The 26,154-nt window shown below is 39.5% G+C and carries 25 protein-coding genes; 14 read left to right on the top strand and 11 right to left on the bottom strand.

Features of this window, described 5'->3' with window-relative positions; all coding sequences use genetic code 11:
* The first annotated feature begins 164 nt into the window (after nucleotides 1–164).
* From I6F40_RS02590 to I6F40_RS02575, 4 genes are all read left to right on the top strand, one after another.
* Nucleotides 165–704: a DUF2058 domain-containing protein gene (locus I6F40_RS02590; RefSeq protein WP_002957867.1), complete on the top strand. Its 540-nt coding sequence runs from the start codon at nucleotides 165–167 to the stop codon at nucleotides 702–704.
* Nucleotides 705–887: 183 nt separating this feature from the next.
* Nucleotides 888–1,211 (top strand): c-type cytochrome, encoded by a 324-nt coding sequence (locus I6F40_RS02585; RefSeq protein WP_002957866.1) that lies wholly within the window; start codon nucleotides 888–890, stop codon nucleotides 1,209–1,211.
* A gap of 165 nt (nucleotides 1,212–1,376) precedes the next feature.
* The gene (locus tag I6F40_RS02580) at nucleotides 1,377–2,144 is read left to right on the top strand and encodes a class II aldolase/adducin family protein (RefSeq protein WP_166376376.1); all 768 of its coding nucleotides are present in this window, start codon (nucleotides 1,377–1,379) and stop codon (nucleotides 2,142–2,144) included.
* Between the two features lie 26 nt (nucleotides 2,145–2,170).
* Nucleotides 2,171–3,346, top strand: coding sequence for a mandelate racemase/muconate lactonizing enzyme family protein (locus tag I6F40_RS02575; RefSeq protein ID WP_166376377.1), 1,176 nt, complete (start codon nucleotides 2,171–2,173; stop codon nucleotides 3,344–3,346).
* 95 nt (nucleotides 3,347–3,441) lie between these two features.
* Here I6F40_RS02575 and I6F40_RS02570 read toward each other — a convergent pair whose 3' ends face one another.
* The 8 genes from I6F40_RS02570 to I6F40_RS02535 form a co-directional block, all read right to left on the bottom strand.
* Nucleotides 3,442–3,813 (bottom strand): hypothetical protein, encoded by a 372-nt coding sequence (locus tag I6F40_RS02570; RefSeq protein WP_166376378.1) that lies wholly within the window; start codon nucleotides 3,811–3,813, stop codon nucleotides 3,442–3,444.
* A gap of 49 nt (nucleotides 3,814–3,862) precedes the next feature.
* Entirely contained in the window at nucleotides 3,863–4,702 is an 840-nt protein-coding gene (locus I6F40_RS02565; protein WP_166376379.1) for an amidohydrolase family protein, read from the bottom strand.
* A 10-nt stretch (nucleotides 4,703–4,712) separates the two neighbouring features.
* Nucleotides 4,713–5,441 carry an SDR family NAD(P)-dependent oxidoreductase gene (locus I6F40_RS02560; protein WP_166376380.1) on the bottom strand — a complete coding sequence of 243 codons (729 nt, stop codon included), beginning with the start codon at nucleotides 5,439–5,441 and terminating at the stop codon, nucleotides 4,713–4,715.
* Nucleotides 5,442–5,462: 21 nt separating this feature from the next.
* Nucleotides 5,463–5,951 (bottom strand): FKBP-type peptidyl-prolyl cis-trans isomerase, encoded by a 489-nt coding sequence (locus I6F40_RS02555; RefSeq protein ID WP_166376381.1) that lies wholly within the window; start codon nucleotides 5,949–5,951, stop codon nucleotides 5,463–5,465.
* A 66-nt stretch (nucleotides 5,952–6,017) separates the two neighbouring features.
* Nucleotides 6,018–7,487 (bottom strand): LysM peptidoglycan-binding domain-containing protein, encoded by a 1,470-nt coding sequence (locus I6F40_RS02550; RefSeq protein ID WP_166376382.1) that lies wholly within the window; start codon nucleotides 7,485–7,487, stop codon nucleotides 6,018–6,020.
* Between the two features lie 55 nt (nucleotides 7,488–7,542).
* A complete protein-coding gene (locus tag I6F40_RS02545; protein WP_166376383.1) occupies nucleotides 7,543–8,565 on the bottom strand; it encodes an MBL fold metallo-hydrolase in 1,023 nt (340 codons plus the stop codon).
* A 63-nt stretch (nucleotides 8,566–8,628) separates the two neighbouring features.
* Nucleotides 8,629–8,934 (bottom strand): cell division protein ZapA, encoded by a 306-nt coding sequence (locus I6F40_RS02540; RefSeq protein WP_166376384.1) that lies wholly within the window; start codon nucleotides 8,932–8,934, stop codon nucleotides 8,629–8,631.
* Nucleotides 8,934–9,164: a cell division protein ZapB gene (locus I6F40_RS02535; RefSeq protein WP_166376385.1), complete on the bottom strand. Its 231-nt coding sequence runs from the start codon at nucleotides 9,162–9,164 to the stop codon at nucleotides 8,934–8,936. The genes I6F40_RS02540 and I6F40_RS02535 overlap by 1 nt, the downstream gene beginning before the upstream one ends.
* Nucleotides 9,165–9,402: 238 nt before the next feature.
* On the opposite strand from I6F40_RS02535, the gene I6F40_RS02530 reads away from it, so the two are divergent.
* A complete protein-coding gene (locus tag I6F40_RS02530) occupies nucleotides 9,403–10,242 on the top strand; it encodes a 23S rRNA (adenine(2030)-N(6))-methyltransferase RlmJ (protein ID WP_166376386.1) in 840 nt (279 codons plus the stop codon).
* A 105-nt stretch (nucleotides 10,243–10,347) separates the two neighbouring features.
* Here the strand turns inward: I6F40_RS02530 and I6F40_RS02525 are convergent, their stop codons facing one another.
* Both I6F40_RS02525 and I6F40_RS02520 read right to left on the bottom strand, forming a co-directional pair.
* Entirely contained in the window at nucleotides 10,348–11,166 is an 819-nt protein-coding gene (locus I6F40_RS02525; protein ID WP_101164326.1) for an META domain-containing protein, read from the bottom strand.
* Between the two features lie 121 nt (nucleotides 11,167–11,287).
* Nucleotides 11,288–11,854: a PhnA domain-containing protein gene (locus I6F40_RS02520; protein WP_166376387.1), complete on the bottom strand. Its 567-nt coding sequence runs from the start codon at nucleotides 11,852–11,854 to the stop codon at nucleotides 11,288–11,290.
* 191 nt (nucleotides 11,855–12,045) lie between these two features.
* Between I6F40_RS02520 and I6F40_RS02515 the strand changes: the two genes are divergently transcribed.
* The 7 genes from I6F40_RS02515 to I6F40_RS02485 all read left to right on the top strand — a co-directional run bounded on the left by I6F40_RS02515 (nucleotide 12,046) and on the right by I6F40_RS02485 (nucleotide 21,182).
* Nucleotides 12,046–13,311, top strand: a complete 1,266-nt coding sequence (locus I6F40_RS02515; protein WP_166376525.1) for an EAL and HDOD domain-containing protein — start codon at nucleotides 12,046–12,048, stop codon at nucleotides 13,309–13,311.
* 2 nt (nucleotides 13,312–13,313) lie between these two features.
* Entirely contained in the window at nucleotides 13,314–13,928 is a 615-nt protein-coding gene (locus tag I6F40_RS02510) for a paraquat-inducible protein A (RefSeq protein WP_166376388.1), read from the top strand.
* A gap of 94 nt (nucleotides 13,929–14,022) precedes the next feature.
* A complete protein-coding gene (locus tag I6F40_RS02505) occupies nucleotides 14,023–14,385 on the top strand; it encodes a hypothetical protein (protein ID WP_308304262.1) in 363 nt (120 codons plus the stop codon).
* Between the two features lie 114 nt (nucleotides 14,386–14,499).
* The gene (locus I6F40_RS02500; protein ID WP_166376389.1) at nucleotides 14,500–15,867 is read left to right on the top strand and encodes a TolC family protein; all 1,368 of its coding nucleotides are present in this window, start codon (nucleotides 14,500–14,502) and stop codon (nucleotides 15,865–15,867) included.
* Nucleotides 15,857–17,398, top strand: a complete 1,542-nt coding sequence (locus I6F40_RS02495) for an efflux RND transporter periplasmic adaptor subunit (protein WP_166376390.1) — start codon at nucleotides 15,857–15,859, stop codon at nucleotides 17,396–17,398. Before I6F40_RS02500 ends, I6F40_RS02495 begins: the two co-directional genes overlap by 11 nt.
* A gap of 8 nt (nucleotides 17,399–17,406) precedes the next feature.
* Entirely contained in the window at nucleotides 17,407–20,526 is a 3,120-nt protein-coding gene (locus tag I6F40_RS02490) for an efflux RND transporter permease subunit (protein WP_166376391.1), read from the top strand.
* Between the two features lie 200 nt (nucleotides 20,527–20,726).
* Nucleotides 20,727–21,182: a hypothetical protein gene (locus tag I6F40_RS02485; protein WP_166376392.1), complete on the top strand. Its 456-nt coding sequence runs from the start codon at nucleotides 20,727–20,729 to the stop codon at nucleotides 21,180–21,182.
* Between the two features lie 178 nt (nucleotides 21,183–21,360).
* On the opposite strand, the gene I6F40_RS02480 is transcribed toward I6F40_RS02485, so the two are convergent.
* Complete coding sequence (locus I6F40_RS02480) at nucleotides 21,361–21,867, bottom strand: glycine cleavage system protein R (protein ID WP_007586460.1); 507 nt, start codon at nucleotides 21,865–21,867, stop codon at nucleotides 21,361–21,363.
* A 361-nt stretch (nucleotides 21,868–22,228) separates the two neighbouring features.
* Here I6F40_RS02480 and I6F40_RS02475 point away from each other — a divergent pair, with 361 nt between their 5' ends.
* Both I6F40_RS02475 and pstA read left to right on the top strand, forming a co-directional pair.
* Complete coding sequence (locus tag I6F40_RS02475; RefSeq protein ID WP_197111559.1) at nucleotides 22,229–24,463, top strand: ABC transporter permease subunit; 2,235 nt, start codon at nucleotides 22,229–22,231, stop codon at nucleotides 24,461–24,463.
* Nucleotides 24,464–24,478: 15 nt separating this feature from the next.
* Nucleotides 24,479–26,128 (top strand): phosphate ABC transporter permease PstA, encoded by a 1,650-nt coding sequence (gene pstA, locus I6F40_RS02470; protein WP_197192449.1) that lies wholly within the window; start codon nucleotides 24,479–24,481, stop codon nucleotides 26,126–26,128.
* Nucleotides 26,129–26,154 lie beyond the last annotated feature (26 nt).

Below are 26,154 nucleotides of genomic sequence, written 5' to 3'. Positions count from 1 at the left end.
GTATTGTATTAAAAATTGCTTTTAATTCATAATTAAAACCATAGTCATTGCGCTATATCATGGTTTGTTTTAACTAGTTTGCTAGATTAATGTCGATAGCGCTGTTATTTGAACTCGTTGGTGATTAAAATAGCGATAATATTAGTTTTTAGTGGAACAAAGCCATGGGTTCATTACAAGACCAATTGCTTCAAGCAGGATTAACAACATCGCATAATGCTAAAGTTGCTAAATCAGAAAAGCGTAAGCAACAAAAAAAGCAAAAGAAAGGGGCTACTAGCAACCCAAGTGATCTGCAAAAGCATATTCAACAAACCAAGCTAGAACAGCAAAAAAAAGCTGAAGAGCTTAACCAAACACGCCAAGTGAGCTTAAAGCAGCGTGAACAAGAAGCGCGTGTTAAACAAATTTTAGAGCACCACAACCAAGACGCTATTCGTGGTGAGCGCACATTTAATTTTACTTATCAAAACAAAGTAAAAAATATCGACGTGAACGAGAAAACGCAAAAAGCGTTATCGGGCGGTCGTTTAGCTATTTGTGTACTAGAAGGGCAATTTTACGTATTAGACGACGAACCAGCACGCAAAGTGGCTGAAGTTGACGAAAAGTATATTGTTTTTCATGTAGAGCCAGAAAACAAACCAAAAGATGAAGATGACCCGTACGCAGACTTTGAAGTACCAGATGATATAGTGTGGTAATAGTCTATTAAGGGTAAGCTCATTTTTATTTGCTAAAGTATATAAAAGTGAGACAGAAACGAGTTAGCGGTTTTTGGTTAAGTTGATCGTCTAGCGTCGTTTCGTACGTATGCTTTTTATTTGATTGTTTACTACAATCAATAGAACAGTTTTTCTAACCGTCAAAAAAGAAGAGTAAATACAATGAGCAAGATGAAAACACTACTATTAGGCGCGGGTATTACTTTAGCCGCAAGCTTCTCGTTTAATGCAGCAGCTGCCGATGGCGCTGCACTTTATACCGCTAAAAATTGTCAAACTTGTCATGGCGCTGAAGGTAAAGCACCAATTATGGGTATGTACCCTAAACTAAACGGTCAAAACAAAGACTATTTAGTAGCGCAAATGAAAGATATTAAGTCAGGTGCACGTAATAACGGTATGACCATGGCTATGAAAGCAATGGTTGCAACGGTAACTGATGAAGAGTTTGAAGCAATTGCAGATTACCTAGCTAACGTAAAATAATTTACGCAGTTATACCATTTTAATGCAATTGGTATTTTAGTTTTATAAACAGCCACACAATAGTGTGGCTGTTTTGTTTGGTGTTTGCTATAAAATAGAGACTGCTTTAGACTTCTAAACATCTGTTCGTACAGGTTAATAATGTACGTTTTTAAAAGGCTTATTATGTTTGATTTACCCCAACTCGATTTAAAAAATAAAGTATCGGCACAAGAGTGGCAACTGCGTATTGATTTAGCCGCGTGTTATAGACTGGTAGAGCACTTTCGTTGGGGGGATTTAATCTATACGCATTTATCAGCACGTTTGCCTGGCACCGATCATTACTTAGTGAATGCCTTTGGTTTAACCTTTGATGAAGTAACTGCGTCTAATTTAGTAAAGGTCGACTTAGACGGTAACATTATTGACGATACGCCATTTAGTATTAATCCTGCTGGCTTTACTATTCACAGTGCGATTCATGAGGTACGCGAAGACGCTCATTGTGTTATTCACCTTCATACCAAAGAAACAATCGCTGTCGCTACACAAAAAAATGGTTTATTACCGCTTAGCCAGTATTCAATGTTTTCACTGCCATCGCTTTCTTATCATGGCTACGAAGGGCTTGCAGTAAACGACGACGAGCGAAAAGTGCTGCAAGATGATTTAGGCAACACTAACCATATGTTACTGGTAAACCATGGGGGCTTAACAGTAGGCCCAACGGTAGGTGATGCGTTTATGCGCTTTTATGATTTACAGCGAGCGTGTGAAATTCAATTAGCGCTACAATCAAGCTCGCAAGAGGTGATTGAAGTACCGCAACCTATAATCGACAATATTTATAATCAAGCAAACGTAGTACACAGTGGTAGCACTGGCGGGCAACTTGCGTGGCCTGCTATGTTACGTAAAGCGTATCGACTTGACCCTAGTTTTGCAAAATAACCCATAGCGGTTAATAAGGAATTTTAATGAAAGTAAATCGCGTTGAAGTATTTGATATTCACTGTCCTGATAGACCTTCGTGGACACCTGTGTTTGTACGTATTCATACTGACGAAGGTATTAGTGGTGTTGGTGAAGCGGGCCTTGCATACGATTTAGGTCACAGTGCTGCAGCGGCTATGATTAAGGAAATGGCCGACGCCTTTTTAATCGGCCACGACCCGTTTCAAACAGAAAAACTATGGTCTCGTATGTTACGTGAGAGCTTTTGGGGCTTAGGTGGCGGACCTGTTGTATATGCTGCAATGAGCGCAATTGATACCGCGCTTTGGGATATTAAAGGTAAAGCGCTTGGTTTACCTGTATATCAATTATTAGGTGGTAAAGTTAACGACAAACTACGTACATACGCATCGCAATTACAGTTTGATTGGGATAGCGAATTTAAAGCGCTGGTACAGCCGCAAGAATACGCAGAAGCTGCTTTAAAAGCGATAGCTGAAGGTTACGATGCAGTAAAAGTAGATCCAATTCAGTACGATAAAGACGGTAATACTTATTACGACCGTACAAAAATAATTTCACGCACTGAAATGAAGCTATACCGTGCACGCATGCAAGCTATTCGCGAAGCGGTAGGCGACGAAGTAGATATTATTTTTGAATGCCACAGCTTACCGGGTGTTACAACAGCCATTCAGCTAGGTGAAATTGCAAAAGAGTTTGACTGTATGTATTTTGAAGAGCCAGTTAACTATTTAAACCATTCATTACACGCAAAAGTAGCTGATAAAGTGTCAGTGCCTATTGCTGGTGGTGAACGTTTGTATAATCGCTGGGGTGTACGTCCGTATTTAGAAGATCAAAGTATTGATGTACTACAGCCAGATATTGGTTTGTGTGGTGGTTTTACCGAAACCAAAAAAGTATGTGATTACGCTGATATTTTTGATGTGCGTATTCAAGCTCACGTATGTGGCGGGCCTGTTGCAACAGCAGCATCACTGCACTTAGAAACGGCTATCCCTAACTTTTTGATTCATGAGCACCATACTTATGCGATTAAAAAGTGGAACCGCGAGTTATGTTTACAAGACCCACAACCTAAAAATGGTTTCTTTGAAGTGTCAGAAGAGCCTGGGTTGGGTATTGAATTAAACGATGAGATTGTTATGCGCTCTCAACGCGTAGAAATAAAATAATGGCCTTTTAACCTAACTTTAGGTCATACATTAAAAAGCCGGTAAGTGATTAGTCACTTACCGGCTTTTACTTGTTTTGGCGGAGGTAAAGCTTGTTATAACTCGTTGATTTTACATTCCACGTCTTTAAGTTCAATAGTTGCTTTACTATCAAGGTGGCGTATATAGCACTGATTACCTTTAATCATCAATTCAAATTGATCGGGTGTATTGCGACTTTGCGTGTCGATAATATTATTACCATCCACATTGCTAAGGGTTACTGTACTGCTGGTTGTAAATACATAATCAGCTAATTGAGTCTCTTGCATATGTACAAGTGTTTTAATCGCTTTGCTAACAGCTGCTTTATTTGGCTTTGCTAGTAGAGCATGTTGCAGCTTAGGTGTCGGGTCTGGATTTTGAGATATGCAGCCATTGAGAAGAAGCGCTGAAAATACAACGATTAGTAAAAGGTACATTTTCATAAATTGGCCGTATTATCATAAAAAGAGAGTTTAATATAACTAGTTTTACTTACACTTGGTAGTAGTGCTTAGCGTTTGCATAGCTAAGGTCATGCCATGTCTTATCGTTTGAGCATAACGCCTTATGGCAGTGCCATAAGTTGTTGTAGCTTGTATTTATTTGGCACACAGGGAAGTTGCTAGCAAACATAATACGTTGCTGGCCAAAGTGATTAAAAAGAAAATTAAAACACGCTGCTTGTTGCTCGCTGGTGAGTTGTAGTAATTCAAAACCAGAGAATTTAATTGCTATGTTGTTATGTTGAGCAAGTAACTCAACACCTTGTCGCCAATCATTTAAATTACTCGGCAACCCTGCATGATTAATTATAATTTGAAGTTGCGGTAGCTGCTTAGCGTAGTAAGCTATTTGTTTGGTTATTTCGCTATTTTCAATATCAAACTGAGCTTCAAAATGCAGTCGGGTATCTGATAACGTTGTTAGGTTTTTAAAGCTATTAGCATCTAATAAACGCTTTGCGTCAGTACCTTCGGTTATATCTCTAATGCCACACAAACTCAGATGAGCTAAAGCTTCTAACGAGTTTATAAACTCATCAGCCGATGAGTCAATTTGGTTGTAGCTAATGGCTTTAAATGGAATACCTTTTAAATGCGAGTCTAGCCAGTTTAGCTCGTTAATAGGGGAGGTGTTATCGAATCCGGCTTCTATATGAACAAGCCCTACTAGCTCAAAGTCAGTACTTTTAACAAGTTGCTGTGCACTTACTGGCTGTTTAATTTTTTCTAAATTTGGCCATGCTGGTGGATAAGCGCCTTGTAGCCATGAGTATTGACCCTCTACTAAATTAAAAAAGTGTACGTGTGGGTCAATAATTTTTAGGCTCATTGCAGATTACTCATTGGGCAGTGTAGCCACCGTCAATGCTTTGCAGGCTGCCAGTAATAAAGCTGGCATCGTCGCTTGCTAAAAAGCTCACAAGAGCCGCAACTTCGTCGGCTTGACCTAATCGGTTAAGCGGTTGCAGACTTGCTTCCTCGGCAACTATTTCAGCTTTGTTTGCGCCACTTTTTGCACAGTACGCATCTATTGCGTTATGAAAAAGCGGGGTTTCTATTGTGCCAGGGCATACCGCATTTGCTCTAATATTAAAACTCGCGTAATCAAGCGCTGTTGTTTTAGCCATTGAGGCAAGGGCATGTTTTGTTAGGTTATACGCAAAAGAGTTTTGCTTCCCTATAATTGCCTGATCGGAAGCGATTAATATAATAGCGCCGCCATTTTGCGCTTTCATGCTTGGCAATACGCTTTGTATTGCGGCATAAGCGCCTTTAACATTAAGCGCAAAAAGTGCATCGAGAGTTTGCTCGTCGGTGCTTTCTATATTTGCGCTTAAGTGTTTTCCAGCATTAGAAACAAGTACATCAATACGTTTGCTTTGTTCACAGATAGTGTTGATACAGCTTTGTACCGCCGATACATCACTTACATCACACTGATGAAATATACCTATTTCGCTCAGCTCTATATCAAGGTTATGTACTTCATAGCCATTGTTTAGCAAACGCTTTACTACGGCTAAGCCAATACCTTTTGTACCACCTGTAACAACTGCAACTTTAGACATACTTACTTCCTTTATTGCTAACTAGTGAGAGTGACCACAGCCGCCTTCAGCGTGCACGTGTCCGTGAGAAACTTCTTCACTTGTTGCTTCACGTACCGATATAACTTCAACGTCAAACGCTAGCGTTTTACCAGCAAATGGGTGGTTTAAATCACAATCTGCGTTAAAACGACCAACTTTAACAATAGTAACCTGATGACGACCTTGGTTAGAGCTAACCATTGCTGTCATACCAGGTTTCCATACTTTAACGTCGCCTTGTAGGTGCTTTAACGGAATACGCTGAATTAAGTCATCAACACGCTCGCCGTATGATTCACTTGGCTCTAGAGTTACACTAAATTTTTCGCCAGCTTCTTTGCCTTCAAGTGCTTTTTCTAAACCAGGAAGCATGCCTTCGCTGCCATGAATGTAAGTAAGTGGCGCTTCGTTTTTGCTACTTTCAATTTGCTCGCCCGCTTCGCTAAGGGTGTAATGAAATTCAACTGCTGAATTTTTGCTAATTTGCATGCTTGTCTCTTCAAATAATAACTATGTTAGGGCGCAATTTTACGCGAAATATACTTGTTTATAAACTTAACGTGGCTGATTTAGTGTTTTTTGTAAATTTAGCAGAAAATCTTTTTTTGTTGGGGCTGCTTTTTGCTTCTCAGCCTGTGGTATAAACAGCACTAATTGAGTGCCTGGCTTTAAAATACTTGATGCAGAGAGTTTGTTCCATTTTGCCAAGTCGCTATGAGGTACATCGTAAAGCTGACTTATACTCCAAAGGCTATCGCCCGACTTAACTTCGTAATCTATTTCAATGGTGGGAATCGCAATCTCTTGGTGTTCTAAATAAGGGCTAATTTTGTAATCAACTGTTAATGTGCTTGGCAGGGTTTTAGGTTGTCCAACTAATAACTTTTCTCCAACGCCTATTAAATTATTATTTTTGTTATTAAGTTGTTTTAAAGCTTTTACCGACATACTAAAACGTCTAGCAATACCGTAAAGCGTGTCGTTTTGTTTAACGATGTACTCTCCAGCAAAGTTTGATTTAAAAAACTGACTTTTTAATAAGGCCTCTTGCCCTATAGGCAGCAGTAAAGTATGCGGCCCGTTAGGTGAGCTTTGATTTTTTAAATATCCCTGATTAATCGCGTGTAACTGCTTTGAACCTATACCAGAGAGCTTAGCTATAACCGAAAAGTCGAACTGCTGGCCTATATTCATCTGTGTTGTAAATGGCTTATATGCAAGCTTTGGGCGTTTAATGCCCTTTTGTGGATGCTTAACTAAATAGCTTAAAGCGAGTAACTTGGGTACGTAGTCGGCGGTTTCTTTTGGCAGGCTAAGCGACCAGTAATCGGTGCTTTTACCGCGTTTTTTGTTTTTTTCGATTGCGCGTTTAACGCGGCCCTCACCGCTGTTATAAGCGGCCAAAGCATGTAGCCAATTACCATCAAAGCGTTTATGTAAGTAGCTTAAGTAATCAAGTGCTGCATCGGTTGAAGCAAGTACGTCTTGGCGACCGTCGTACCATTGGTCTGACTTAACTCCAAAGTGATGCGCTGTTGCGCCAACTAACTGCCAAACACCAACAGCTTGCTGTGATGAGGCTATCGTTGGTCTAAAATCGCTTTCTACAAATGGTAGTAATGCGAGCTCCATAGGTAATTGCTTTTGCTCAATTTTTTTTACGATGTGATACAGGTAAGGCGCTGCGCGCTTACTCACAGTTTGTAAGTAGTTAGGTTGCTTTGCATACCAGCTGATACGCTTTTTTAAAGCGCGATTTTGATAAACCGTAAAGTATAGATTGTTGGCTATATGCACCCACAGATCGGTGGTTTTTGGTGGGCGCTTTTTTACGATTGTTTTTTTGAATTGAAGTGGCGTAACGTGCTCATTAACTTGGGGCGTTTGAGCTACTTCATCATCAATATCATAAGTATAGTCAGGCTCAAAATGAGTAAATATTTGTGGAGCTTCTTGTGGTTCTTGCTCCGTTGATTGACAACCAAATAACAAAATACCCAAACAACATAAAACCAAACTGCGCATAGTGATCACTTTTGTAAATTCCTTTTATTATTTTAACACAATCCGTTGTGTTGAGTTATTCTGCGTTTTTTGCGCGATTTAGACCAGCTTGTAAAAAGAAGTTGCTCGATTTTATATTAAGCGCTTCCTGTTTATAAGGCTCAATAACTGATTCAGGAAACGCCAGCATTAACTGCTCAATACTTTGATTTTTATTGTTTTTAACGTGCTCTGTTATGGCTGTTAAAAATGATAGTGGCTGTTTCAGCTGCTCTTTTGTTAATGTGCCGCCGTGCCCAGGTAAAATAATAGTGAGCTTTTCGTCGTTAATATATTGCTTAAGCAACGTTTGCCAACTTTTAAGTTCACCGTGTCCAGGGTAAGGAAGCCAGTCAACGATATCGCCACCAATAAGCACACTGCCATTATTAGCGGTAATAGTTAAATCGCCGTTAGTGTGGGCTTGATGCGGCTCAATGGTTACCTCAAAACCACCAAGGTCGATGGTTTTATGATTATCGATTATTATTTCGGGTTTGCTAAGCTGATACTCCTGCCAGCGAAAAAGTCGTTTTTTTGCAAGCTCTAACTTATTTCGCCATTTAGCTTGCTCTTCTTTGGGCACATTCGCTAATCGTTGGTAGCTCAGCTCAATGCTCTTTTCATAGGTGTCTAGTTTGTCGGTATATGCTGTTTGATAAAGGTTAAAATTTTTATTTACCTGCTGGTGAACAATGAGCTTGGCATCAGGATAAAAATTTTGCATAACCGCCATACCTAGCAAGTGATCGTCATGGTGGTGGGTAGCCATTAAATAGCATAAAGGTGTTTTAAGGCGTTTCTTTAAATCTTCAGCAAGTTGTTCAACTGCGGCAAAATTGGCGCTCGTATCAACAAGTAGGGCACATTTTTCGCCTTCAATTAATACTTGGTTAGAGTCGTAAAAGCGAAGCTTGTCTTGTTGCTTCAAAAACTGAATATGAGGGTTTATTGTATTCCAAGTGACGGCAGCATAGGTGCTAGGTACTATTGATAATAAAGTGCATACTAATAGTAAGTACTTACATGAAGTGGCTATGTTTGAAAGTTTTAACTTCATTTATTATCTCTACGCTAATATTAAATTACTTTAATAATAAATAAAAAGCGCAGAATGCGCTTTTTATTTTTGGTGTTTGGGGTCATTTGTCAAATGCAGACTGAGTTTATCAATCATTTGGTCTTGATGCTGTTGTTCAACAGTAGCCTGTGTTTTTGCTTCTAGCAATTCATGGCTCAAGTTTAATGCTGCCATTAATAGGGCTTTCTGATCGCTTCTAACAGTTGAGCGCTGTTTCATTTTCTCAACTAAGTCATTTAGATTTTTAGCTGCTGCTATTAATGCATCTTCCTGCCCTTCGGGGCAAGCAAATTGCTGCTCTTTACCTAGCAACTCAACAGTGACCCGCTGGTTTTGCAGCTCAGACATTAGCTAGCCTGTTGTGCGCTTTGTAACTTATCAAGAAGACCAGATAAAGTAGTGCTGGTATCTTTCTGTTTTTCTTCATTTTCTAGTGCTTCAAGCTGAAGTAATTCGTTGTCGTCGCTTAGTTTGGTATTCTGTTCTTTTAAAGTAACAACATCTGTTTGTAATTGGTTATTACGTTCGATTAAAGAATCGATCAGTTGTTCGAGTTGTTGAAGAGTAGTGTTATTCATAAAGACGCTCATATAACTGTAATTAATGTCATGCAAATGTAAAGCAAAGTGTGTTGATTTGCCAGCATTTACGGTGGTTTTAGCTGATTTTTCTTTTGCGTTAAGGGATAATTCAGCAGATGTGCTTTTTTGTTCAGAAATGGTTCACTTAAACACTCTCTTATCTTGGTGTAAGTTGCCAAAGCCTAGTGCTTATGGTTCACTTACGATATTAAATTGCGTATGGCGAAAATAAATAATGCTTAGTTACAGACACTCATTTCATGCGGGTAATCCTGCCGATGTACTTAAACACTTAGTACTGGCACAAGTGCTAAATTATCAAACAATTAAAGATAAACCGCTTGATTATATAGACACACATTCAGGTGCTGGCTTTTTTGAACTTGCAGCTGCCGATGCGCAAAAAACGCAAGAGTATCAAGATGGTATTGAAAAACTTTGGCATCATAAAAGTGAGCATGCTGAGCTTAATGAATACATTGAATTAATTAAGTCATTTAACGACACTGACGAACTTGCGTTTTATCCAGGTTCACCAAAAATTGCAGAGCACTACTTACGCCGCCAAGATAAGGGTTGGTTTTTTGAACTGCACCCGCGCGATTTATTATTACTTGAAGAAAACATGCAAGGTAAGCGATCTATTCGTGTACGTGGAGAGGATGGTTTTGCAGGTTTAGTTGGTTTATTACCACCAGCATCTCGCAGAGCGTGTGTGTTAATTGATCCTCCATACGAAATTAAAGATGACTACGAAACGGTTGTAAAAACCTTAGTTAAAGCTCATCAGCGTTTTGCTACAGGTACTTACATGATTTGGTATCCGGTTGTAGATAGAGAACGCATTGATAATATGGAGCAGGGCTTAATTAATTCAGGAATGCGCAACATTCAGTTATTTGAATTAGGCACTGAAGCGGATACTGACGTACACGGTATGACAGCATCGGGCATGATTGTAATTAATCCTCCATGGAAGCTAAAGCAAACAATGGATGCGATAATGCCTGAACTTGTTAGTTTGTTAAGTGAGCCAAGTGGTTTTTACCGAAGTGAACAACTCGTTGATGAGTAACTTTAAATAGCGCTTATAACGAATAATAAAATGCCCAGCTTTGCTGGGCATTTTATTTAAAATTAATACGAATGTGTTAGGTAATATATATAAGGGAGCTAAATATTAATTAAAATAAACCGCACTAAAAGTAGCAAGCGTATTACCGCGACTGTTTTTAAGTTTTAGTGATTCACCTGTTATTTCCCACTTTGAAGTTTTGCTAAGTACGTCAGACATAGCCGCTTCTTGGCTCATATTATCCGAGCACATCTTTTTTGTACTTGCTAGCTGACTAAGTGTAATTGTTTGCTGCTCGGTACTATAGCTTCCGCTAAAATTATTACAGCCTAAAAAGCCATTAACGCGGTGGTCTTTATTGAACTGAATGAATGGTTCTTTAGTTGTAACATTCACAGTTTGAGCATTTATTGTTATTGCTTTCCAGTAAGTATTTGTGAGTGTTACATCGGGTTTTTGAGTCGACACTTTTGAAAGCTCAATTTTATAGGGGGTAGTTAACTGTGATTCTGCAAACGGGTCATGATTTGTTGTACTTGTGTAAAGCACTTTGTCTTTATTTATAATTCTGGCGCTTAGGCTATAGCGATGTTTATCGCTAATTTTGCTGGCATCATAAATTAGCTCAACGGTAAATGGCGGGGCTTGGGTTACATCAATCACTTCTTGTGTGATTATATCGGCTTTTACATCCATTTTAGATACATTGGAAAGCGTAACTATTAATTGCGAGCCAGGGCGAAGCATACTGCGATCTTTGTAGCTAGCTTGGATAGTTAGGCTGGTTATTGCTTCTGCAATTTCTGTGTTTTCAGTCGATTTAGTTTGCTCACCGCAGCCAGTTACTGCAAAAGCGCTAAGCGCCAATAAGCCAATCCCTGCAACTGCCTTTTTACGCGAAGATACTGCTTGATGCTTTTCCATGTTGGTTATCCTTACTCAATATTATGTCCTTAGTGTATTACCTAGTTACTTAATCATTCCTTAACTTATTTTAAACATAAAAAAAGGCGCATTAGCGCCTTTAATAATTAAAAACAAACGATTATTTTTTAACAAACTTAGTTAAAATAACAATGCGCTGGCCGTCAACTCGCCCTTCAATATGTTCAGGGTTGCTGGTTAGGCCAATATTACGAACAGCTGTTCCACGTTTAGCGGTAAGGCTACTGCCTTTAACGTCTAAGTCTTTAATTAGGGTAACAGTATCGCCTGCTTGAAGTACTACACCGTTGCTATCTACATGCTTTAAATCGTCATCTTCAGCAAGTGATTTTTTAGCCCAGGTTAGCGTGTCTTCTTCAAGGTAAATCATGTCTAGCGCATCTTGTGCCCAGCCATTATCAGGCGCTAAACGCGAAAGCATTCTGTAAGCTACAACTTGTACTGCAGGAGTTTGGCTCCACATGCTATCGTTTAAACAGTGCCAATGTGTAGGCGTTATTTCGCTGTTATTCTCGATTTGATCTTTACATGTTTGACACGTGTAAATACATTTATCTGAGTGGGTTTCAGTTACCGGTGGTACTTCATAAACAGATAAGTTCTCGGTGGCTGCACACAATTCACATTGATTATTACTACGTTCGATTAAGGCTTTTTCAATACTCATGGGGCTCTTTCTGGTTCTGGTCGAGTTAACATTTGCTGCTATTATACTCCAAAACACGAGCTCTGTGCCATTAGTCCCTTAATTTTGTGTGGGTATATGCATAATTTAAATATTTCAATTTTGTCTATACGTAGATCTACTACTATAGTTATCGACTAGGTTTGGTTAATGTATTTAAAGAGGTTGTATCATTGAAACCATCGAGTAAAGTTCACGAAGACAAGTTACTAAAGCATCATGTTGCCAGACAGCCTATTCTTAATATTAAAAAAGAGCTTTTTGCATATGAATTGCTTTACAGAGATTCTGAAGAAAATGTATATCCTATAAATATTTCAGATGAGCAGGCAACTAGTCGACTTTTTTTCAATACCTTAATGCTTGTGGATTTTGAGAAGCTAACTGCTAAGCAGCGCGCTTTTATTAATTTATCTACGGATGCTTTGCTAAATGACTTTCCTAAGTTACTCAACCCGGCCGATACGGTGATAGAAATAGTTGAAAGGGCAAGTAATATTAGTTTGATTGCCCAAAGAGTGAAAGACTTAAAAAAGGATGGCTATGTATTTGCTTTAGATGATTATGATGGCGACGTTAAATGGCTTCCTTTACTAAAGCTTGTTACTTATGTAAAACTTGAAATTGATGCTCCTATCGAAAAAACAAATGTACGTATTAAAGAGTTAAAGTGCGAGTTCCCAGACATAAAAATCATTGTTGAACGAATAGAAACTTATGAACAATTTAAGGTGCTTGAAGGTTCAGGATGTGATTACTTCCAAGGATATTTTTTTGCTCGACCAGAAATGGTCGTTTACAGTGGTATTGAACCATCTAAAGTTACTGTATTTGAGCTTTTACGTTGTACTGCGAAAGAGCACCTTTGCTTTGAAGAGGTACATCAGCGCGTAGCTAAGGATGTAGCAATTACTGCTAGAATTTTAAAGCTGGCTAATTTTCGTATTGGTAATGCTAATTTACATATTACTTCTATCCCTCAAGCTGTGGTTTATTTAGGTGAGGATACAATTAGGCAATTTGTTCGAGTATTAGCGCTCAGTGAGCTTGGGCTCGAGAAACCGTCGGAATTAACAAAGTTAGCTTTGATGCGCGCGCAATCAATGTTGCTAATATTAAAGAAAGTAGATAAGAATTTAAGTCAGCAAGGTTACTTAGTCGGACTATTTTCAGTACTAGACGCTATTTTAGATGCCGAGTTAAGTATAATAATTAAAGAGTTTACCTTCGATTCAATTATTACAGACGCTCTTCTTTTTTCAAAAGGCAGCTTAGGTGAGTGCCTAAAGTTAGTTAGGCTTATTGAGAAAAAAGAATATAGCCAATTAAAGCCCATAGTATTAAAAATGAACTCTGATTTAACAGTAGAAGATGTTTATAGTTTCACTTTAGATGCAATGCTTTATAGTGATGAAGTTTTAGAGGCTATTGCAGAATAAATATGCGTAATTGGTTGTCGGTTATAAGTGTAGTGGTTGCTCTTTGTTTATTGTTTCCTGGTATTACAAAACCAGTATTAACAATAGAGGGCAACATAGATAAATCAAAACTAGCGCAAGCGGGTATTGAAATGCTGGCTGAAGAGGGCGATGGTCGAACTCGCAGTATGCTAATGATGTTCTCGAACATGCTAGGGCTTGATAAGTTAGAAGGCGAGATTAGCGCCTATAACAAAACACAAAGTATTTTAGGCACAGTTAAAGAGCTTGCTAGCAATAATAATTTATTTGTAGCCGCTTTAGTGGGTTTGTTTTCTATTGTTATTCCAAGCTTGAAGCTGCTATTACAATTGCTTTATTGTTGCCTACCTTTGAATGGGTTTAAGCAAAAGCTCGGTCTGGTTATTTGTGCATTAAGTAAGTGGAGCATGGTTGATGTATTTGTTATTGCATTAATAGTGACTTACTTAGCAGGTAACGCCCATGGTAAAAGTGGTGAGCTACTTGTTATGAATGCACGATTTGGTGAAGGGTTTTGGTATTTTAGCGCATATTGTATATTTGCAATTATCGCGAGTAACTTAATTAAAACACCTGCTAAACCGCAGTCTACATAATTAAAGTATTTGTGGTTGCCGTTAGGTTACCTTACAATCATTTTAAAGTTTATTAAAAGGCATAATGTTGCAACGTTTTTACTCTAGTTTACTCATGATAACTTTACTGCTCACTTTTGTGGGTCAGGCAGTTGCGTCTGTAGCTATGGTATGCGAAATGCCACATATGCCAACTAAAACAGCAACGCATGCCCAAATGCCAATGATACAAAGTAGTGATGCAACAGCTGTCGTTAGCATGTCTGAAAATATGATGCAGATGGATTGTTGCGACGACGAAAGTACGCCACAAAATGACTGTAAATGCCCTATGAGTGGCTGCGCTGCTAACTCAATGCTTAATGTTGATACTTTATTTAGCGTTACTTTACTTGAATCTGAAAAAGTAAATGTACGTGTATTTACTACACAAATTAATATACCTCGTTCACTCTACCGCCCTCCTATGTCTGCTTAATAGCAGGATAGGTGTATGTAAAAATTGCGGTAACCCCGCTTATTGGTAACTCCTAAAACACCTTTTTTGCTTCCTAATTTAAGATTTTCTTTTATTTTTTAGATGGAGCCGGTGATGAACCACGCTGTAAGTATTAAAGTCGTATTATGTAGTGTTGTGTTATTTAGCACCGCTGTTAATGCGCAAAATAACCTAAATACCGAAATACTAAAGCAAACTAGTAATGAGCAAACGCTTAGCTTAACGCAAGCGCTTAATTATGCGCTAACGTATGAGCCATGGCTAAAAGCGAGTGGCTACCAAGAAGATGCAGCAATAGCGCAAAGCATTGCCGCTGGCACCTTACCCGATCCTGTTTTAACGGTTGGCTTACTCAACTTACCTACTAACGGTTATGCGTTTGATCAAGAAGGGATGACGCAGCTTAAAGTTGATTTGAGCCAAAAGTTTAGCCGAGGGAATAGTTTAGCGCTTAGACAAAAAGCATTAGCACAGTCTGCTCAACAATACCCTTGGCAGCGCGCCGATCGCTTAGCACAAGTAAAAGCAATTGTGATTGAGTCGTGGTTAAACGCGTATCGTGCTCAGCGAAGTATTGCTTTAATTGAGCAAGATAAAGGGCTATTTACTCAACTTATTGACATTACCGAAGCAAGCTACGCAAGCACCTTAGGTAAAACACGTCAGCAAGATATTATTCGTGCGCAATTAGAACTCACCCGTCTTGAAGATAAGCTGGTTATGCTTGAGCAGCAATTTGAAAGTGCTAAAAACCGTTTAGCACAGTGGTTACCTATAAATATGCTTATGCAGCCTTTAAATACTGAGTTTACTAAAACCGCAGGGCTGGTTGATTTTGCGAGCCTTGAATTTAATGAGCTAATACAGTTGCTTATGGCGCATCCCGCAATTATTGCGATAGATAAAACCGTAACGGCAAAGCAAACCGAAGTTGCACTCGCTAAGCAAAGCTACAAACCTCAGATGGGCGTTAATGTGGGTTATGGTTACCGAGATGATACCCCGATGGGTGAGTCGCGAGCTGATTTACTCTCTGTAGGATTTAGCATTGATTTGCCATTGTTTACTGATAACAGACAAGATCAACAAGTTAAATCGGCTATTGCGAGTGCAGAAGCTATTAAAACACAAAAGCTGGTGGCGCTTCAAAAACTCAAAGGCATGTACTTTAAGGAGTTTAGCCAACTCGCTCGTTTGCAAAAACGCGATGCGCTTTATCAAAATACGTTATTACCGCAAATGTCAGAGCAATCTCAGGCAACACTAAATGCTTATACACGCGACGACGGGGATTTTTCTGACGTGATGCGCGCGCGTATTAGTGAACTTAACGCCAAAATTGATGCACTGAATATTCAAGTAGATCAACATATTATTACCGCCCGCCTAAATTATTATGCAAGTAGCTTAGACCCCCAAGTAATGAGCGAGCAAACTGGAGAATTACACAATGAATACTAATTTAAAGTTACTTGTTGCCGCCTTAGTTGGCGCAGGCGCCTTTGGGTTAATAGGCGGCTTAGTAATGCAGTTTTCACCTAGCAACTCGGCAATGAATGAACAACAAAGCGCTGACAAACAGCCCTTATATTGGGTAGCCCCTATGGATAGTAATTACAGGCGTGACGCGCCAGGGCTTTCGCCAATGGGAATGGATTTAGTACCTGTGTATGAAAACGCTAGCAACGCTCAGGATGGACCAGGTGCTGTAACTATTTCGCCTGCAGTCGTTAATAACTTTGGTGTAAGAACTGCCAAAGTAGAGCTTAAAACACTTCACAGCGATATAAATACTGTGGGTTATGTGCAGTATAACCAAGACCAACTTATTCACATTCATCCGCGTGTAGAAGGCTGGATTGAAAGTTTATATGTTAAAGCACAAGGCGCAGAAGTTAAAGCCGGTGAGCCTTTATATACATTGTATTCACCACAATTGGTGAACGCACAGGAAGAGCTTTTATTGGCAGTTAATCGTAATAATACCGTGTTAATTCGCGCTGCAAAGGCGCGTTTAGAGTCGTTAAATGTGTCTGATGGATTTATCGAGCGCTTACAAAAAAATAAAAAGATAATGCAAAATATAACTTTTTACGCAAAGCAAAGTGGTGTGGTAGATGAGCTAACAGTACGAGAAGGCTTTTATGTTAAACCAGGTACATCAATGATGAGCATTGCCCAGCTAGATGAAATATGGGTAGAGGCGGAAGTGTTCGAGCGCCAATCAGAACAAGTGAGCGTTGGTTTACCTGTAACGATGACGCTTGATTACTTAAAAGGTCAAAAGTGGGAAGGTAAGGTTGATTACATTTACCCCGCGCTTGATGCTAAAAACCGGACTCTGCGTGTAAGGCTCAGGTTTGAAAATGCAGATCATCGGTTAAAACCAAATATGTTTGCACAAGTGAGCATTCACGTTAAAGCGAGTAAGGCGCAATTTACAGTCCCTAAAGAAGCGGTAATTCGCACGCAGCATCAAAATCGTGTGGTTATTGCATTAGGTGAGGGTCGTTTTAAATCGGTAGAAGTTGAAGTTGGGCAAATTAATAGTAATGAAGCGGTCATTTTGTCAGGCGTAATGACAGGTGACACGGTAGTGACCTCAGCACAATTTTTAATAGACTCTGAGTCGAGTAAAAGCTCTGACTTTAAACGAATGGAAATACCTAGTTCTGGTATCAGCTCGGATTCTGGTTCAGACTCAAATATGAACATGGATATGCAGCCACAAAGCGCCACGGTTAACGGCACTATTAACGCCATAGACATACAAAATCGCATTATTAATATTAGCCGAGAAGCCATTGAAAAATGGAATCGAGAACCCGCCACAATGGACTTTGTATTAGCGCCAGATATTGATATTAGTCAGTTTGAAAATGCCCAGTATATTAATTTTACTTTTAGCATTATTAACGATGAATTTGTAATTACTAAAGCGCAAAACGCAGAGCCGATTGATCATTCTACTATGCAACATAGTTCTCACTAGGAGCCATTATGATAACAGCCATTATTCGCTGGTCTGTTAGCAATCGCTTTTTTGTGTTGTTGCTTACATTAATTTTATTGGGTGGAGGATTGTTTGCGGTAAAAAATACTCCCGTGGATGCCTTGCCTGACTTATCTGATGTTCAGGTCATTATAAAAACCACTTACCCGGGGCAAGCGCCGCAAGTAGTGCAAGACCAAGTTACATTTCCGCTCACCACAGCAATGCTTTCTGTGCCGGGTGCACAAACTGTAAGGGGTTTTTCGTTTTTTGGAGACTCGTACGTTTACGTTATTTTTGACGAAAAAACCGATTTGTATTGGGCGCGTAGCCGAGTACAAGAATACCTAAGCCAAGTAGCAAGTAGATTACCCGATAGCGCTACGCCAGAGCTTGGCCCTGATGCAACAGGCGTAGGTTGGATTTACTTATACGCACTAATTGATAAAACAAATAAACACGATATTAGTCAGCTACGAAGCTTACAAGATTGGTTTTTAAAGTTTGAGCTACAAACTGTGCCCGGTGTATCTGAAGTGGCTGCTGTTGGTGGCATGGTTAAGCAATACCAAGTCAATGTAGAGCCCGATAAATTACGCGCATATGGTATTCCGCTTAGCCTCATTCAAACCGCTATTCAACAAGGCAACCAAGAGATGGGCGCCTCAGTAGTTGAAATGGCTGAAGCAGAATACATGGTAACAAGCACAGGCTACATTAAGAGTGTTGCCGACTTGGAAGCTATTCCGCTTGGTATAAACGCTAACGGTACTGCGCTGCAATTACGTGATGTAGCCGATATTAGAGTCGGACCGCAAATGCGCCGTGGTATTGCAGAACTGAATGGTGAAGGCGAGGTAACCGGCGGCATTGTTATTATGCGCTATGGCGAAAATGCACAAAAAACCATTGAGCTTGTAAAAGCAAAATTAGAATCGCTTAAAAAGGGATTGCCAGAAGGCGTTGAAATAGTCCCTGTGTACGATCGCTCCAACTTAATAAATAACGCGGTAGATAATTTAACAAGTAAGCTAATTGAAGAGCTTATTGTAGTTGCCTTAGTGTGTGTGGTGTTTTTGTTTCATGTGCGCTCATCGCTGGTGGCGATTATTACGTTACCGCTTGGAATTTTAACGGCATTTATAATTATGTATTGGCAGGGGATTAACGCCAACATTATGTCTTTAGGAGGAATTGCAATAGCGATAGGCGCAATGACCGATGGCGCTATCGTCATGATTGAAAATATGCATAAACATATGGAAAAAACGCCCCTTACCAACGAAAACCGCTGGGAAGTTGTGGCTAAATCGGCGAGTGAAGTGGGTCCTGCATTATTTTTTAGTTTATTAATTATTACCGTCAGTTTTATGCCGGTATTTATTTTAGAAGCGCAAGAAGGGCGTATGTTTGCGCCACTGGCTTACACTAAAACCTATGCTATGGCAGCGTCTGCTGGGCTTGCGATTACCTTAGTGCCGGTATTAATGGGTTACTTTATTAGAGGTAAAGTCATTTCGGAGCAAAAAAATCCAGTTAACCGATTACTCGTCGCAGCGTATCGTCCACTACTTAACTGGGTGCTTAAATTTCCAAAAATGACATTGGTACTCGCGGTGGTTGTTTCTGTTATTGGCTTTTACCCGGTAAACAAAATAGGCAGTGAATTTATTCCGCCACTCGATGAGGGCGATTTAATGTATATGCCCACAACGTATCCAGGTTTATCGGTAGGTAAAGCGCGCGAAATCCTACAGCAAACCGACAAGTTAATTGCCACAGTACCCGAGGTTAAAACGGTATTTGGTAAAGTTGGGCGAGCAGAAACTGCAACAGATCCTGCGCCGCTTACAATGATAGAGACGTTCATTCAGTTAAAACCAAAAGACGAATGGCGCGAGGGTATGACTCTTGAAAAACTTAAAAAAGAACTCGACGGTTTGGTTAAGTTTCCGGGGCTAACTAATGCGTGGGTAATGCCAATTAAAACACGTATTGATATGCTCGCAACCGGTATTAAAACTCCCGTGGGCATTAAAGTTGCGGGACCAAAGTTGAGTGAAATTCAAAAAATTGGTCAGCAAATAGAAGTGCTTTTAAAAGATGTGCAAGGCACCGCATCGGTTTACTCAGAGCGAGTAGCCGGTGGACGTTATATAAAAGTAGATATAAATCGTGAAAAAGCCGCGCGTTATAGCTTAAACATTAGCGACGTACAGCAAGTTGTATCTACTGCAATAGGTGGTACAAACGTAACACAAACGGTAGAAGGGCAAGAGCGTTACCCTGTTAATTTACGTTATCCGCAAGCATACAGAGACTCGCCAGAAGAGTTAATGTTGTTACCTATTGTAACGCCTACAGGGCAGCGTATAGCACTTGGTGATGTAGCCGATGTATTTATTGAAGATGGACCGCCTGGTATAAAAAGCGAAAATGCACGTTTAAACGGTTGGAGTTTTATTGATATAGATGGCGTTGATATTGGTACTTACGTTGATCACGCTCAGCAAGTACTCGATAAAGACCTAATACTACCTGCTGGCTACTCAATTACGTGGGCTGGGCAGTATGAATACATGCAGCGCGCTAAAGACAAACTGATTTATGTATTACCACTTACATTAGCGATTATTATTGTATTGCTTTACCTTAATTTTAGAAGCTTTGCTGAGGTCACTATTATTATGGCTACGTTGCCACTGGCAATGATTGGTGGCGTATGGCTAATGTATTTAGAGGGCTTTAACTTTTCAGTTGCAGTAGGTGTAGGCTTTATTGCCTTAGCTGGGGTAGCGGTAGAAATTGGGGTCATTATGTTGGTGTATTTAAACCAAGCCTATCAAGAAAAGTGCCTCGAAGCAGAGCAAGCCGGAAAACCGCTTAGCTTAGTGCAATTACAGCAAGCTATCATTGAAGGAGCAGGGCTTCGAGTACGCCCGGTTATGATGACTGTCGCGACCATTATTATAGGTTTATTACCTGTACTTTATGGCACGGGCACCGGAAGCGAAGTAATGAGCCGAATAGCAGCGCCTATGGTTGGCGGTATGGGCAGTGCAATTGTACTCACCTTACTTGTTATTCCTGCGGTTTACTTGCTGTGGCGCAAACAAGGACTTAAATAATATAAAACAACAAGACTATAGAGCAATGCCGTTACTACCCACGCATTGCTCTATAAAAATTACCTATAATTTGTAAGTTGTTCTGTTAAAGAGCTAGTTATTATTAATATTTAAATTAACTAACTGTTTTTAAATAGCTTTTTAATTGGCACGCTTTACGCAGTGTATTACCTATACAGTCAACTAAGTAAGGAATGCACATGCAAGTTAAAACAATTAAAGAGGTATACGATTGGACCGTTTTGTTTCATACGCAAATGGCGGCTAATTTTTATAGCGTAAAGGACTTACTCGATGAACATAATGCAATGCTGGTGGACTACTACCTAGATTACGAAAAAAAACTCGCCGAAGATTTAGTCGGGTTTAAAGCGATAACTGAAATAAATACGCTCGATACGTACAGTTATGAATACTTTGCTAAAAATCCTGAGCTAATTACTTTTGAAGACATTAGTAAAGATCAGCAATTCGATGAAGAAGTCATTCAAGGCTATTTAGCACAGCAACATCAAAAAGTGATTGAGTTATATGAATACTTACTTGAACGCGCCGAAACCGAAAGTGGGCAAGAAAAGCTTCAACAAATACTAGAGCTTGAAAAGCAAGGTATAAAGCAAATGATGCAAAGTACTAATCGTCATATGGATATGTAGCTTTATAAAAGAGCGGGATTACTGAGTTTATCTCGCTCTTATTAGCTTTAAGGTGATTATTTAAATAGCTGATGCTTGTTGCATCGGCTTATTTTATGTCTGCGTTAAATAATCTGCAGAGCATTTTGATGGACTAAAGTGGTATGCGTGTCAGTTGTATGGCACGCATAAATGGAGGTTAAACTTCTTCCGTATCTACAATTAAATCACTTGTAATTGATTCCAATGCTTCAATAACTTCGTCTTTATCCATACCATTTGGCAAAGTAACGGTAGCAACAGCGCTAAAAATAGGCACTCCCCAATTAGGTGCACTTTGTTGTCTTGAATTTAAGTGAGTAATATTAGCGCCTTTATGACGTATTACACTTGCCAGTTCTTGAACAATACCAGGACGGTCGTTACCTGTTATAACTAGATTAATTTGCTCTAGTGTTGATGGTTCAATCTCTGTGTTTCCAGTTTCAATACGAACGTCTAACTTAGGTAACTTATTTAAAGCACTTTGTAATGATTGAAAATGCTCCTCAGCAACTTCAAGTTGAATAATACCTGCAAAATGACCTAATAAATGGCTTAAGTTACTACTAAGCCAGTTGCCATGATTTTGTAATACGACTGATGAGATGCTCTCTACTAAACCCGGACGATCTTTCCCTAAAATAGTTATAACCAACTGCTTCATAAATAATTCTCTTTTTAAGCCCAAAGAAAGTAAATGCATAGGCATTAAGTATGTTGTTGTACTTTTTTGTAAATATTTGATTTTAAATTAATAAAAGTGGATGTGGTTGTGTTTCTTCTACGCAGTATTAATCGTCATTATTATTTACTAAGTACTCTTTTAGTATTGACCTCGATAAATACTTTGTCCAATTATTTTATAATTTAGTTCACTTATAAATCATCGATTTGAAGTTAATTTAGACATTTATCTCCCTAGTATTATTTAAAACCGTTTTAAAGCGCTTATTGTTACCGTTGTAACAATACTGTCATCTTGATGAAATATAATTTATGCAACGTTAAGATTTAAGGGTGTTTTGATGACTTCAAATCCGAATAAGCCGACTTTTAATACGGATCGAAGCCGTCTATTTAAAGATCGGTTTGCTAAATTTGGGATAACCGCAGGTGGGATAATGGTATTGGTAGCGCTGCTATTAATATTCTTTTACCTTCTTTATGTAGTACAGCCAATTTTTGAATCAGCAAAAGTAGAAAAGCGCGATAGCTTTCATGTTGCTAATTCACAGCAAATAGTAGGTTTAGGCGTAGAAGAGCAAACTGAAGTAGCTTATTTACTAAGTCAGCAGGGTCAGGTTGATTTTTACAGTGTTGAGTCAGGTAGTTTTGGTAAAAAACTCAAAACACTTAATGCAGATTTACCAAGTGATGCAACAAGCTTTGCAACAAGCGCGCCTTTTCAAGGGCATTATGCGTTTGGTTTAGAAGATGGCACCGTAATGGTTGTTGCACCTAAATTTTTAGTTACCTTTCCAAATAACGAGCGTAAATTAACACCTCGCTTAGGTTTTCCTCTAGGGGAAATGGCTTTAGAAGTAGATGAACAAGGTGCAGCTATTAAACGCTTTGCATTTAGTCACTATGAAGACAAAACAGCGGTTGTAGCTCTTACAGAAGATAAGCGTGTATTATTTAGCAGCTTTATTGCTGAAGAGAATATGTTTACCGGTGAAGTAGAGTGGGTTGTTGAGCGTACAGAACTTGATGTTAATGGACGTGTAGACGAGTTATTAATGTCGCCAGATACAACACGTACTTTTGTACGTTCTGCTAATCAAGTGTATGTATACGATACGCGTGACCCAAGTGATGTAGAGCAAATTCAGTTGCTTTCGGCTAACGAAGAAAATGCAAATATTGTATCTGCACAACTGCTAGCGGGCGCAAACTCACTCATGCTTGCTAATGATAACGGTGAGATTTCGCAGTGGTTTGAAGTAAACACTGACACAGGCCGTGAATATCAAAAGATTCGCTCATTTGAAACAGCTAAGCAAAGTAAATTAAGTGTATTTACTGAGTTTTATCGTCGTACTTTTTTTACTACCGGCAATAATGGTGAGCTAGGTGTGTACTACACAACCAGCGAAGCAAAACTTTGGCAGGGAAAAGTAAGTGAAGGCGCAATAGAAAACTTTGCAATTGCACCACGTTCAAATGCTGCGTTAATTTTAGCGGATAATAAGCTAATAGTGTTAGACATTCATAACGAGCACCCAGAAGTTACTTGGTCAGCACTTTGGCAAGAAGTGTGGTACGAAGGTTACCCAGAGCCAGGTTATATTTGGCAGTCAACATCAGCCAGTGACGACTTTGAATCTAAGTTTTCACTTGTGCCAATTTCGTTCGGTACATTAAAAGCAGCACTTTATGCGATGTTGTTTGCTGTACCAATCGCGCTTTCGGCGGCTATTTACACGGCATACTTTATGTCGAGCAAATTACGTAAAGTGGTTAAGCCTACCGTTGAAATAATGGAAGCATTACCAACCGTTATTTTAGGTTTTTTAGCGGGTCTTTGGTTAGCCCCATTAATAGAAGAGCACTTACCTGCCATTGTTGGGTTACTCATATTATTACCTTTAGGTATGTTAGCGACAGGTTTAGCCTGGACTAAATTACCAACAAAAATACGCCATAGAATTCCTGATGGTTCGCATTCAATCATCCTTATTCCGGTCGTTTTACTTATTGGTTGGTTTTCGTTTGCTATGAGCGAATTTGTTGAACTTTGGATGTTTGACGGCAATGTACGTCAGTATTTAACAAATGAGCTAGGTATGACATTCGATCAACGTAACTCGCTTGTTGTAGGTATTGCGATGGGGTTTGCGGTTATTCCTACTATATTCTCAATTGCAGAAGACGCGGTATTTAGTGTTCCAAAGCATTTATCAAATGGCTCATTGGCATTAGGTGCAACGCAGTGGCAAACACTAATACGTGTTGTATTACTAACAGCAAGCCCAGGTATTTTCTCTGCGGTAATGATGGGACTTGGCCGAGCAGTTGGCGAAACCATGATTGTACTTATGGCAACCGGTAATACACCGATTATGGATTGGAGCATTTTCCAAGGTATGCGTACGCTTGCAGCAAATATTGCAGTTGAAATGCCAGAGTCAGAAGTAGGTAGTTCGCACTATAGAATATTGTTCTTAGCGGCCTTTGTATTATTCATATTCACATTCATTTTTAACACAGTCGCTGAGTTTGTTCGCCAGCAACTGCGTGAAAAATACAGCTCAATGTAAGCGGAGAGACATGACATGGTAAAGCAGTGGTTTAAGTCTGGTTCTCCTTGGATTTGGATGACCGGTGGTGCAGTGAGCATCAGTTTGATTTCAGTTTTAGGCTTATTGGCAATGATAGCCTGGAAAGGGTTAAGCTTTTTCTGGCCTTCAGAAGTTGTACAGTTTGAACTTGAAGGGTCGATTGCAAAGCAAACCGTTATTGGCGAAGTTTACGACCGTGAATTAGTACCAAAAACGCGTTTAGCCGCGACAGGTATTGATGTTAGCGGGTTTGAAAAAGAAGAAATAGAGCGCTTACTTATTAAAACAGGTAACCGCGAATATGTAGATTTAGATTTTCGTTGGATATTAGAAACCGACATAACAAATAAAGCAGCACCAGCGGCGCTTGCAGTATTTGAGCGTAGTAAAAACGGTAACTTTTATGGTTATGTGCAAAACGTTATTAAAGACGGTCAACCGGTTAATGGCGACAAAATAGAAGCACTACATGAGCTTGTTGAGCGTGCGGTTGATTTGAACGACGAAGCACTTGATTTGCAAAATGGCGACATTGGGCATATTAACTACGCACTTGAACGCTTACGTTTAGAAGAAAAAGGCTACTTACTTGATAACGCTCTCACTGATGAGCGTGTTGCTGAGCTTGCTCAAGCACGTGCTGAATTACGTGCAGAGTATGGTGTACTCGAAAAAGATTTATTTGCACTACGCAAACAAGCTAAACGTGACCACGTAACTGTAAAAGATATGCGCGGTGAAGTTGTTACGATACCAATGTATCAAGTACTTGATGTTTGGTTTCCAAACGATATGGGCTTTTTTGCAAAGCTAGGCCACTACTTTGTGCAACTAGGTAAGTTTGTATCCGATGATCCACGTGAAGCAAATACAGAAGGCGGTGTTTTCCCTGCTATATTTGGTACTGTATTTATGGTTATGCTGATGGCTGTAATCGTGACGCCGTTTGGCGTTGTTGCTGCAATTTACTTACACGAGTATGCCGCAAAAAATGCAATCACTAAAATGATTCGTATCGCAGTGATTAACTTAGCTGGTGTTCCTTCAATTGTATACGGTGTATTTGGCCTCGGCTTTTTTGTATACATGTTAGGTGGTAGCTTAGACCAATTATTTTATCCAGAATCGTCGCCAACGCCAGTATTTGGTACGCCAGGTGTAATGTGGTCTGCATTAACGCTCGCCATACTAACGCTGCCAGTTGTTATTGTATCGACTGAAGAAGGTTTATCTCGTATTCCAAGTACCGTACGTGATGGTTCACTAGCGCTTGGCGCAACAAAAGTTGAAACGTTATGGCGCATAATTATTCCAATGGCAAGCCCTGCAATTATGACAGGTTTAATACTGGCAGTTGCACGTGCTGCAGGTGAAGTTGCACCGTTAATGCTAGTAGGCGTTGTAAAAATGGCCCCTACATTACCACTTGATGGCAACTTCCCGTATTTTCACTTAGATAGAAAGTTCATGCACTTAGGCTTTCATATATACGATGTTGGCTTCCAAAGCCCTAATGTTGAAGCGGCACGCCCGCTGGTATACGCAACGGCCTTTTTATTGGTGTCGGTGATTATTACCCTAAACATAACGGCCATTGGTATACGTAACCATTTACGTGAAAAGTACAGATCGCTTGAACACTAATTAGTAAAGATTTTATAGGTAACAAA

It is taken from the genome of Pseudoalteromonas sp. SWXJ133 (genome assembly GCF_015864365.1).
Taxonomy (GTDB): Bacteria; Pseudomonadota; Gammaproteobacteria; order Enterobacterales; family Alteromonadaceae; genus Pseudoalteromonas; species Pseudoalteromonas arctica.
Note: the sequence above shows the minus strand (reverse complement) of the source record. Positions and strands in the feature narration are given on the sequence as shown.